Below are 8986 nucleotides of genomic sequence, written 5' to 3' on the forward strand. Positions count from 1 at the left end.
CGAGGTGGGGAGATTGAGGTCGCGAGGCCAGACGATGGGCGTCGCCTCGGCCTTGGCCGTGGAGGTCGACTCCTGCGTCGTCGTGTTGCCCTCCGGCGTCGGAGGTGAGGTGGGGGTCGGTGTCGAGGTGGCCTGCATGGCGTTTCGTCTCCGAAAGAGACAAAGGCCTGCGGCGCGAAATCGGGGACATCGCTACGTTTTCAGGATGGAGTAGTCCCACGGCTGATTCCGTTAGGACGGTGTGGCACTTCCCTCACCGAAGACTGAGACTGTTGCCCTCGCGCGAGTACCGAGAGGAAACCTGCTGATGGCATACGCACGCTTCGGCCGCGATTCGGACGTCTACGTGTACGAGGACACTCGTGGGGGATTCACCTGCGAGCGATGCCCCAGCGTCAGCCAGCAGTTTCGCTGTGCAACGGCGGTCGAGATGGCCACGCACCTGCGTCAGCATCGGGCGAATGGCGACGTGGTGCCGGAGGACGCCATTGTGGAGCTGGAGAGCGAGCCGCCGAGTCCCTAATCACCGATGACTGCCTGTCCGAGTCGGGTAGGGCAATTCCGGGGTCTGTTCGCGGCCATCGTCACGCCATGAGTCCTTAAGCCCCTCACACGACGGCCAGTGTCGTGGTGCGGCAGAGGCCATGGTACGGCGGGAAGCCCACGCCCGCCTCCGCGAGCTGTCCGTCTGAAGCGAGCGAACGGAACTCGCCGACGTCGTCGCGGGTGCCAGCGGCGGAGCGGAGCACCTCGGCCAGGCGCGTCTCCTGGCCACCTCGGTTGACGTAGAGGAGGGCGCGCCCTGTGTCCGCGTCGAGCCGCTCCCGCACCCAGGGCAGCTCCTGCTTCACATCCTCCGGGCGCTTGAGGGACTCCAGTCGCTCGAAGCGTTGGAGGGCATCCGCCACGGCGAACGTCTTCCCGTGGAGGAAACGGCACACCTGGGTGGTGGCCTCGTCGAGGATGGCCTCGATGCGGTAGCGGCGGATGCCGGCCTCCGCGTAGCTGCTCACCTGGGCGAAGGAGCGCCCCTGGCCAATGAAGTGGCTCGCCACCACCTCCCAGTAGAAGGGGGCGCGCTCGATGAGTGCGCCGCGCGCGGCCCTCTCCAAGGACTCGGCGATGTCGCTTCGCGAAAGGCCTGCCTCCAGCCCCTCGGCCACGAGACGCCGGGCCTCCTCGCCGAAGGCGTCCAGCCGGCGCCCGTACTCGTCCCGCACGAAGTGGCCCTGGGTGCGGACGATGTGTTGGGCCACGCGCCTGTCGACGGCGTTGAAGCGGGCGGCGAGGGCGAGGCCCTGCTCTCGCCGGGCGTGGTTGCGGGTGGACGCCACCACTTCCTCGGCTGCGTCGCCGAGGGGCGCCTGGATGCGGGAAGGGATGAGGGCTGTCCGCCGGCCCGCGGCCTCCAGGGACTGGGCGACGAGACGCCTGCGCTGGGCCGCCGTCGTCTTCCTCCAGTCCACGTCGAGGACGGCCACCGCCTCCCGCATGGCATCCACGTCCGCGCGCCCGACGGCGCGGCGAAGACGCGCGGCGAGCAGGGCCACGGCACGGTCCATGCCTGCGGCGGTGCCGACGTCCAGGGCCTTGGCCACCGGCAGTCTCAGGACGTCTCCCAGGAGGGTGTCCGCCACCGCCCGCGCTTCGTGCAGGAGGAGGAGGCTGTCAGCGGGGGCCGTGCACACGGGGCACCTCCTGCGCCACCAGCTCCACGGCCCTGCGGCGCCTGGCGCGCACTTCGACACCCGCCGGAGTGGGGGAGAAGACGACGTCGTGGCTGGCCGCGCACCTGTCGCACAGGGCGAAGACGAGGAGGCCGTTGCGCCACAGCGTCGTCGTCTCCTCCAGGGGACCGCGCTTTCGGCACATGCGGCAGTCCAGGACACCGCGCTCGGCGTCGGCCTGGGCCTGGAGCACCCACGCTCGCTGGAGCTGCTCGGGTGTCATGTGGAGTGCCCCGAGAACCAGGTGTCGAACTCCGCCCGTGGAACCGGGACGTGCTCGGTGTCCATGTACCGACGGGCGAGCGCCAGGCGTCCTTGGGCCAGGCGCTCCTCCTCGGCCCGAAGCTCTTCTCTCAGCCCCAAGAGGCGCTTGGCCTCGCCCAGCAACGAGTCCTTGTCCTTCCGGGGCTTCAAGTCTTCCACTCCGGTTTGGATGCCCGCCAAAGTGAGTGTGAGGGGGCGTCGGACCCAGTCATCCGCAATCTTCCTGAACTCGCGATGGAAGATGTCGCCGGCCAGGTGGCGGCCCTCCTCGGGCGTCAGCACGCCCACGCGCACCAGGCGCTCCACCATCTCCGTCATGCGCTCCGGGTCTCTCGTGGCCGTCGTCTGGCTGCGGAAGCGCCAGAAGCGCACGCCCATGTCCGCGAGCACCTTGCGATTGAGGAGGAAGTCGAACTCGTCGCGCTCAGGTTGGAAGACCTGGTCCTCCGCGAAGCGCAACTGGGCGTCGGCCACGGAGCGGTTGAAGTCTCGCCCGTCGCCGCGCAGCAGCGGGGGCAGGCGGAAGGCGCTGCCCACCTTGTCGATGTTGCGCTGGTCGTACTCCTGGAAGAGGGCGTCCTGCTGCTGGGCGTCCGTCAGCGGGCGCAGCTCAATCTTCGCGCGGCCCCCGTCGCCGGTGCCGGCTCCGTCCGCCTCAAGGATGAGGATTTTGTGGAAGTTCGCCTTCCCCTTCAGGTTCTCTTCGATGAAGCGCTCGATGCGCGGCACCGAGGCGTCGGAGAGCCGCCCGCCGGAGACAAGGAGCGCGAGCGGCGGGACGCTCTTGTTGTTGAAGTAAAGGTAGTTGACCTCCTCCATCTGCCGCGAGCCGAGGATGGACAGCAGGGTGCCCACCCAGCGGGGAATGCCGTAGGGCGAGCGCGGGGAGTGGATGGCGAAGTGGATGAGCTCCGTGGCGGGGCCGTCCGAGGCGTCCGAGGCCTTGAGGGTGGTGACGTCCGGGAAGACGCGGCCGGTGAGGCGGGAGATGACGCGCGAGTCCCCGAAGGACTTGAAGTACACCCGCTCGCTGCCCTGCACCTGGATGTAGCGGCGCAGGCGCCGACGGGTGGTGACGGTGTCGAAGCTGACGGCGGAGATGCGCACGCGCTCGCGCACCTCGACGGCCTCCTTGTCCAAGGGAAGGAGGCGCACCGTGTACGAGGGGACGTAGACGAAGCGGGCGATGTCGCCCTTGCCGTCGCGTAGCACCTCCCAATAGGCGTTGCCCGTCACCTCCACGTCGTGCCGGGTGCGACGGCGCAGCTCGACGAAGCTGCCGTCGAAGCAGCAGAAGTCGAAGAAGGACTCCAGGCGAGCCTTCTCCATTCGGGCCTGCTGCCGTACCTCCTCGGCGTGGGTGGTGACTTCCTCGTCCGTTGGGCGCAGCGGCATCCCTGGCGGCAGCGTGCCCGCGTCATGGGCGGCGGCACGCTCCAGGGCCATGGCGTCGGCCACCTTCTCCCGGGCCCCGTCGGCGTCGAAGTCGATGAAGGGCTCGAAGCGGTAGCCAAAGCCGTCGATGTTGACGGCGTAGGCGTCGACATTTTGTCTCAAGGAGTTGGAGTGCTCGACGAGGAGGCAGAGGGCCTCCGGCTCATACGGGGGCTGGAGCGCACCCGCCTCGCTGAAGGCCAAGGCGTCCTCTCCACCGGGGCGACTGGCGGGTTCGTCGACACGGGCTCCCACCACCACCGCCTTGAGGATGGCTTGGAGTCGCTCCTCGGCTTGGTGGACTTCGGCCGGCACCGTCACGACCGGTCCTCCACGTAAGCCAGGAGTCCCGTAGGGGTATGCGAGACGGCGCGCACGCGGTGGCCGCGTGCCGCCAACTCGGCGTGGACTGCCTCCAGCAGTCCGTCATGGGTGGAGGCCTCGACGGTGAACTCCGGCCCGGGGTGTGGAGCGCCCGAGGGAGAAGAGAGGACGAAGACTCGGACGACGCTCTGCACACGGGCCTCCCGCACCAAGTGGAGGCAAGGCGCGCGGTGGGAGGGGGGCCCTCGATGTGCGAGGGCGTTGGGGGCCGCGCGCCTCACCTCCAGCGAGGACAAAGGCCTCGGGCCCAATTTCGGGGACATCCGGCGCGCGCTTTTCGCTCAGGACCTGCGCTTCAATGAGTTGCCTTCGTCGGGGGACAGAGCGCTATTGGCAACACCTGCGGCTGACGATGGAGCCCACGCGCGAGCCGAAGCGCATGCGTGAAGGCGCCTCCCGCTGCCGAGAGTCACAGAGACGATTGGGAGGGCTGCTGATGAATCCAAACCCGGAGTGTTTGATGCGAGAAGAGGACGCGCGCGGCATCGCGCCCGCCGGTGACGTTGCCGCCACGACGGCCGGCGTGACGACGTGCCCATGTCCGTGCTCCGAGCGAGAGGACGAGGCACACCATCCGAGTGACTACCTCGTGACGGCCGATGAGTACCCCGAGCACCCTGCTGCCCTGGCCGGCTACGTGGGGTGGGTGTTCTGCATCCACTGCGGCGCGTGGCGCGCGGACGACGATGACGCGCCCGACGCGGACTGGGGGCCCTGACGCGCGCTGCGCCCGCGCGAAGAGTGGGCCGCACGAACCCCGCTCCTCATGGCAGGACCGGCTCTGTCTCTTCGTCCATGGCGAACACGTTGGAGCCCCTCTTCAACGTGGAGGAGACACCATGGACACCTACCGTGTCGCGAGGCTGCCCGCGCGCCTGCGCGGCTTCGCGCTGCCGGACACGAGCACGCAGCCTGGAGGCTATGTCGAGGCGGGCGACTATCTCGTGCTCGAGGAGAAGTCCCGCCACCCCACGCCCGACACTGATTACGCCCGACTGCTGGTGCCGCAGTTGCGCGAGCATGACACCCGGGTATGCACGCGCTGGCTCGGGCCTGTCCTCTCTTGCCTCCTCCGATAACATTCCAGGGTGAGTACACTCCAAGCGAAAGCCTGTGCGCCTCGATGAGCTGGCCTTCATCTGTTTGGGGATACGTTAACCCAGCCAAGTCGTCATCGTAGGGCTGAGCGAGTCGCGCCTTCTTTCAGAGCACGGGTTGCGACTGCAGCGTTGCGCTACGGGCTGTCCCTGGTGTCAGGAAAGAATCGAGAGCACGGTTGGATGGCGAACGGATGACCGTCGGTTCGTCGGAGTCCATCGTCGCATTCACGATATTCGACAAAATCGGAATTGCCCCGGGGCCAGCGCCCGTGCTCTTTCGCTCGAATCGCACGGTTCCCCGAAACCAGTGCCGAGACATCCGCTCCAGGTAGGCGCATGCCTTCACCCTGGGCTTTTGGAGGGCTGAGATGGCCGAAGAAAAAGTTGTCATCAATTACACGGGCACCATCCCCTACCCCAATATCGACTTCCTTGGGCGCTGCTACGATTTTATCAGGCTAGACCCGCTCGATTTGAGCGCAAGGGAGAGGGACGGTGGTGGTGGCATGGACGAGCGCGCCATCGACATTCCGTCCAAGGCCGTGGATCAAGCGACCACGGATCAGAGTATCCTCATCCCCCAAGGAACGGAGCATCATTCCGAGTCCCGAGGCGAGAGAGCCTCCCGCGCTGAGACGTGGTTCTCTTCGGTGGACATGAGCTCGTCCCTTGAGAAGACGGTGAGCTTTGGCTTCAGCATTCCAGGGCTCGTCTCTTTCAGTCACAGTAAGACATACAGTGAGTTCAACAGGACCACGAGCACCAACGAAACCATGGAGACCTTCGTCCAAAGCTATTTCGAAGATTGCTCCATCTGTTTCAAGGAGGATTTCCAAAAATCCTTGAGCTTGAACGCGAAGCTCGTCTCGGCCGTCAAGGCGCTCACGTCCAAGGAACAATGTGCGACCTTCATCAAGACCTATGGCACGCATTATGCCCACGAGGTGACGTTCGGTGGACGGATGTATCAGCGCATCAAAATCAGCACCAAGACGTATCGCAGCCTCACGGAATCCGGAACGAACGTCTCCTCTTCCGCCGAAGGAACCTACAAGAAGGTGACGGCGAACACGGGCGCCAGCTCTTCTTCCTCTTCCAGTGCGGACCTCGAAACGAAGAGTGGGGTCAACGTCGAGCAGCTCCGATGGGTGGGAGGCACACCCAACTCGAACTTCGATGAGTGGGTGAAGACGGTCCGCAATGACCCGAAGCCCGTGCAGATGAAGTTGCGCCCCCTGTACGAACTCTTCACGTCCGTCTACTTCAAGGACGATGCGAAGATTGTCGACAAGCGCGCGTGGATGGAGACTGCGGTCAAAGAATACGCGGCCAAGAATGCCTATATTCGACCGGACCCAGCCAAGCTCGCCAACAGGAAGTTCTACATCCGGAATCGCTGGCGTGCCGACGTGGGCGAAAGGCGCGTCAACAAGCACCTCTCCTTTACCAAAACCACCCTCAGTCTCTACGACGAAACGAACACGGAGGACTTGGTTCCCTGGCTGCTGGTTCCCGTTCCCAACAGGCCGGACGAGTTCTACATTCAGAATAAATGGAAAGAGTCCCAGCGTGATGGTCAAGTGGACAAGTGGGTGAGCTTCAGTGGCGACATCGTCACACTCTGTGCCAAGGACGACTATGTGGACAGGGTGCCCTGGAAATTCATCCCCGTTCCCGGGAAGCAAGACGAGTACTACATCCGCAGCCGCTGGGACGCGGAAAAGGGTGATAAGTACACGGACTACCATTTGAGCTTCACTGGGAATGAGGTGCAGCTTTATCACAAGGACAACTTCTACGATTTGGCTCCCTGGAAATTGACGCCCGCCTGACCACGTTTCGCGAGGAATATCGAGCTCCCCGGATCGGACTTCGGCATCGGTCGAAGGGCACGTGCTCGACCGATGCCCGTCGATTTCACATGCATGAACCGGACGCACTCGACCATCGAGCCCTTGCTTCGTGCCGAATGCCTCGTTCGAATCACCGTCCGTGGAAGGGGCGGCAGGATGCTTGGTAGATGATGAGTTTGCTTCAGCGCGACGACCAATGGGACCTGGCTTGGGGCTGTCCCTAATTAATGCGGTTAGAGCGCCATGGCTGCGACGTGCAGGACGGCAAGATAGCTGCTCGCCGCCTTGTCGTAGCGGGTGGCGACAGCTCGAAAGCGCTTAAGGTCGTGGAAGCAGCACTCGACTTGATAGCGCAATCGGTAGTGCGCCCGGTCTAGCTTCAGCGGGTGTTTCCGGCTCGGGTGAGGGTGAATGACAGGCTTCATTCCGAGTTTCCAGACGTTGGCTCGGATGTGATCGGCGTCACAGGGTGTGTTAGCGATGACGGCGCCGCCTTCGGCATGCACGGCATCCCATGATATCTGAAGGAGCGGTGCCGTGGAACCTAGGCGGCGTATCGTTCCATGGGGCGCGAGCGCTCCAGTCTACCCGATTACTCGCACGCCGATCTCCCCGGTCTCTTGTCGCTCGAGCCCTCGTTCGCGCTGGCAGGCCAGTGCCACTGCCCAGAACTTGTCAGCGTGCCCGCGGTTGGTGCGCTCAGCGTCGAAGGACACCTTCCCCGAGGGCAGCACGCGGCGCTTGATGGAGTGAATCTGACCGACGAGCTCACGCTCGCGCGGCAGGGTGACGTCGCGGCGCTGGAGGAGAATCTTGAAGTCGGTGGCCCAGCGCTCCTTGGACTCGTTGGTGAAGTTCTCCGCCACCACCTGGGGGAAGTCGCGGGCGAGGTTCTCCGCGAGATTCATTCCGATGCCGCTGCGGTCGACGGACAGGCGCGCCACCGGCAGGACGGAGAGGAGTCGGCGGAGGTGTGCCTCCTGTTCCGCGAAGGGCACGCCTTCGAAGCTGCGGAGCATTCGGCACGTGAAGCGGCCCGCCACCTCCTCGAAGACTGCCAGCTCGGACCTGTCGCGGGTGCGGCCCACGTCGAAGCCCGCCACCAGGCGGCCCTGGGGTACGGGCACGTCGGACCCATCCTGGGCCAGCGACAGCTCGTCGGTGGTGCACGGGAGGATGAGCTCGTAGGGCAGGAAGCTGTAGGACTCGTCGACGTAAAAGGCATTCGAACTCCTGCTGGAAGTCCTCCAAGGGGAGCGAGTCGAATTGCTCGACGAGGACGGGGCGCCCGAAGCGAACGACGCGCTCCTCGGTGGACATGAGTGGGGCTTCCACCGCAGCGCGCCGCACGTCGAGGGAGAAGAAGCGGCACAGCCACCAGGGCACCTGCTGGCGCGTGTGGTGCGGGTACTTGCGCAGCTCCTGCGAGGCAATTTCCCAGAAGATGCCGCGCCGGCCCAGCGGGGTGCTGCAGCCTGTGAGCTGCCCATGGGAGCGAAGGATGAGTGCGGTGCTGCCGGTGTAGACCTCGCGGTCGTTCACGTAGTGGGCCAACTCGTCGAGGTACGCGTCGCCGCGCTTGCCGCGTGGTGGCTTCGAGGGCACGGAGATGATGCGCGAGACGCGGCGGCCCTTGGCGTTGGACTCGAATGCCAATTCCGTCTTCGCGTCGGTGACGAGCTTCTTTTGGAATGCGGTCGGCAGCTCCTCGTACACCTGCCGGGCGATGAGCACCTTCTCCACGGCGTCGCTCAAGTTGTACGAGACGAACACCGCCGTGTGGCCGTCACGCAGGTGGCAGCGCGCGAGGGCTTCCAACGCGAAGAGGAACGAGAAGCCCACCTGGCGGCTCTTCGCCACCCAGCGGAAGCGGGAGCGGTTGTCGAGCAGAGCCTGCTGGTAGGGCTCCAGCACCACCGGCTCATTGTCGTAGTGGCACAGGCCGGAGATGAATCCCGACTCGGTGGCGAGCCACTGGGTGAGGTCGTCCTCGGTGCGCTTGACGATGCCGAGCGTCACAGTGTCCTCCTTCAGCCGAGGCCGACGGTCATCGACGAGGAACGCGCGGCATCCTCCAGGACGCCGAGCACTTCGGGCCGCCAGAGGAGCTGGTAGGCGGCATGGCCGTTGCGGCTGAAGGGGACGGCCTCGGCGTAGTCCCGGCCCGCGTCCGTCAGCTCCCACTCTTCGCGCTCGTTGCGCCGCTGGAGTCCGCATGCCTCCA

12 protein-coding genes are annotated in these 8986 nt (G+C 65.3%); 5 read left to right on the forward strand and 7 right to left on the reverse strand.

Annotation, left to right across the window (positions count from 1 at the left end):
* The first annotated feature begins 307 nt into the window (after window positions 1–307).
* A complete protein-coding gene (locus tag FJV41_RS45715; protein WP_141648932.1) occupies window positions 308–523 on the forward strand; it encodes a hypothetical protein in 216 nt (71 codons plus the stop codon).
* 85 nt (window positions 524–608) lie between these two features.
* On the opposite strand, the gene FJV41_RS45720 is transcribed toward FJV41_RS45715, so the two are convergent.
* Genes FJV41_RS45720 through FJV41_RS45735 form a run of 4 tightly spaced genes read right to left on the reverse strand, consistent with a single transcriptional unit; the run spans window position 609 to window position 3943 of the window.
* Entirely contained in the window at window positions 609–1688 is a 1080-nt protein-coding gene (locus FJV41_RS45720; protein WP_141648933.1) for a head morphogenesis protein, read from the reverse strand.
* Window positions 1669–1950 carry a hypothetical protein gene (locus tag FJV41_RS45725; protein WP_141648934.1) on the reverse strand — a complete coding sequence of 94 codons (282 nt, stop codon included), beginning with the start codon at window positions 1948–1950 and terminating at the stop codon, window positions 1669–1671. Before FJV41_RS45725 ends, FJV41_RS45720 begins: the two co-directional genes overlap by 20 nt.
* Complete coding sequence (locus FJV41_RS45730; protein WP_141648935.1) at window positions 1947–3746, reverse strand: phage portal protein; 1800 nt, start codon at window positions 3744–3746, stop codon at window positions 1947–1949. The genes FJV41_RS45725 and FJV41_RS45730 overlap by 4 nt, the downstream gene beginning before the upstream one ends.
* Window positions 3743–3943, reverse strand: a complete 201-nt coding sequence (locus FJV41_RS45735) for a hypothetical protein (protein WP_141648936.1) — start codon at window positions 3941–3943, stop codon at window positions 3743–3745. Before FJV41_RS45735 ends, FJV41_RS45730 begins: the two co-directional genes overlap by 4 nt.
* Window positions 3944–4269: 326 nt before the next feature.
* Between FJV41_RS45735 and FJV41_RS45745 the strand changes: the two genes are divergently transcribed.
* The 3 genes from FJV41_RS45745 to FJV41_RS45755 all read left to right on the forward strand — a co-directional run bounded on the left by FJV41_RS45745 (window position 4270) and on the right by FJV41_RS45755 (window position 6741).
* Complete coding sequence (locus FJV41_RS45745) at window positions 4270–4527, forward strand: hypothetical protein (protein WP_246137828.1); 258 nt, start codon at window positions 4270–4272, stop codon at window positions 4525–4527.
* 121 nt (window positions 4528–4648) lie between these two features.
* Window positions 4649–4888 (forward strand): hypothetical protein, encoded by a 240-nt coding sequence (locus tag FJV41_RS45750; protein WP_246137829.1) that lies wholly within the window; start codon window positions 4649–4651, stop codon window positions 4886–4888.
* A 389-nt stretch (window positions 4889–5277) separates the two neighbouring features.
* Window positions 5278–6741, forward strand: coding sequence for an MAC/perforin domain-containing protein (locus tag FJV41_RS45755; RefSeq protein ID WP_141648938.1), 1464 nt, complete (start codon window positions 5278–5280; stop codon window positions 6739–6741).
* Window positions 6742–6995: 254 nt separating this feature from the next.
* Here FJV41_RS45755 and FJV41_RS45760 read toward each other — a convergent pair whose 3' ends face one another.
* Together FJV41_RS45760 and FJV41_RS45765 are read right to left on the reverse strand one after the other, a co-directional pair.
* Window positions 6996–7187: a transposase gene (locus tag FJV41_RS45760; protein WP_141648939.1), complete on the reverse strand. Its 192-nt coding sequence runs from the start codon at window positions 7185–7187 to the stop codon at window positions 6996–6998.
* A gap of 159 nt (window positions 7188–7346) precedes the next feature.
* Window positions 7347–7889 (reverse strand): phage terminase large subunit family protein, encoded by a 543-nt coding sequence (locus tag FJV41_RS45765; RefSeq protein WP_246137830.1) that lies wholly within the window; start codon window positions 7887–7889, stop codon window positions 7347–7349.
* A gap of 452 nt (window positions 7890–8341) precedes the next feature.
* Here FJV41_RS45765 and FJV41_RS45770 point away from each other — a divergent pair, with 452 nt between their 5' ends.
* Window positions 8342–8665 (forward strand): hypothetical protein, encoded by a 324-nt coding sequence (locus FJV41_RS45770; RefSeq protein WP_141648940.1) that lies wholly within the window; start codon window positions 8342–8344, stop codon window positions 8663–8665.
* Window positions 8666–8792: 127 nt separating this feature from the next.
* Here FJV41_RS45770 and FJV41_RS52825 read toward each other — a convergent pair.
* A partial coding sequence (locus FJV41_RS52825; protein ID WP_281291624.1) for a hypothetical protein occupies window positions 8793–8986 on the reverse strand: 194 nt, incomplete at its 5' end.

The sequence above is a fragment of the Myxococcus llanfairpwllgwyngyllgogerychwyrndrobwllllantysiliogogogochensis genome (genome assembly GCF_006636215.1).
Taxonomy (GTDB): domain Bacteria; phylum Myxococcota; class Myxococcia; order Myxococcales; family Myxococcaceae; genus Myxococcus; species Myxococcus llanfairpwllgwyngyllgogerychwyrndrobwllllantysiliogogogochensis.